Below are 860 nucleotides of genomic sequence, written 5' to 3'. Positions count from 1 at the left end.
ATATTGCCGAGGGATTTGAGCGCCTTTCCACTAAAGAAAGAGCGCGTTTCTGGAGTTATGCCAAAGGATCTGTCGGTGAGTTGAGAACCCAGATTCATATTGGCCATGAAATCGGTTATATCACCGAAGATAAAGCCGGTCGTTGGCTCTCTGAGTCTGAACAGCTATCAAGGATGCTGGCGACCATGATCAAGGGCATACAGCATGGCTGAGCCCGGGAGTTGAGGGTTGTCCTTTTCAACTTTCAACTTTGAACTTTCAACTGAAGGAATATCGCATGTCTGAGAAATCCCCGTACCAGGAAAAAGCAAACGAATCCAAAGCCCATGTCGTATGGCATGAGTCTAATGTGTCCAAGGCGGATCGCGCCAAGGTTAAGGGCCAGACGCCGAAGTGTATCTGGCTGACGGGTCTGTCCGGTTCCGGTAAGTCCACGCTGGCGAATGCGCTGGAAGTGGCGTTGACCGAACAGGGTAACCACACTTACCTGCTGGATGGCGACAATGTGCGCCACGGCCTGAACAAGAACCTGGGTATGAGTGATGAAGACCGCACCGAGAACATTCGCCGGGTGTCTGAAGTGGCCAAATTGATGGTGGATGCCGGTTTGATTGTGGTAACGGCCTTTATCAGCCCGTTCCGCGCCGATCGCGATGCGGCCCGTGAGTTGTTCGAAGACGGTGAGTTTGTGGAAGTATTTGTGGATGCGCCGCTTGAAGAGTGTGAGAAGCGCGATCCCAAAGGGCTGTACCAGAAAGCGCGCCAGGGCATTATCAAGGAATTCACCGGTATCGATAGCCCTTACGAAGCACCGGCCAAGCCGGAGCTGGTGGTGAATACCGCTGAAAACGATATTGAAG

At 52.6% G+C, this 860-nt stretch carries 2 protein-coding genes; both read left to right on the top strand.

The features are described from left to right. Positions 1–212: four helix bundle protein (locus A3730_RS05830; protein WP_156500955.1), on the top strand; the 212-nt coding region annotated here is incomplete at its 5' end. A gap of 65 nt (positions 213–277) precedes the next feature. Next, positions 278–860 (top strand): adenylyl-sulfate kinase (cysC, locus tag A3730_RS05825; RefSeq protein WP_063537698.1); only part of this gene is annotated, 583 nt, incomplete at its 3' end.

The sequence above is a fragment of the Alcanivorax sp. HI0044 genome (assembly GCF_001634945.1).
Note: the sequence above shows the minus strand (reverse complement) of the source record. Positions and strands in the feature narration are given on the sequence as shown.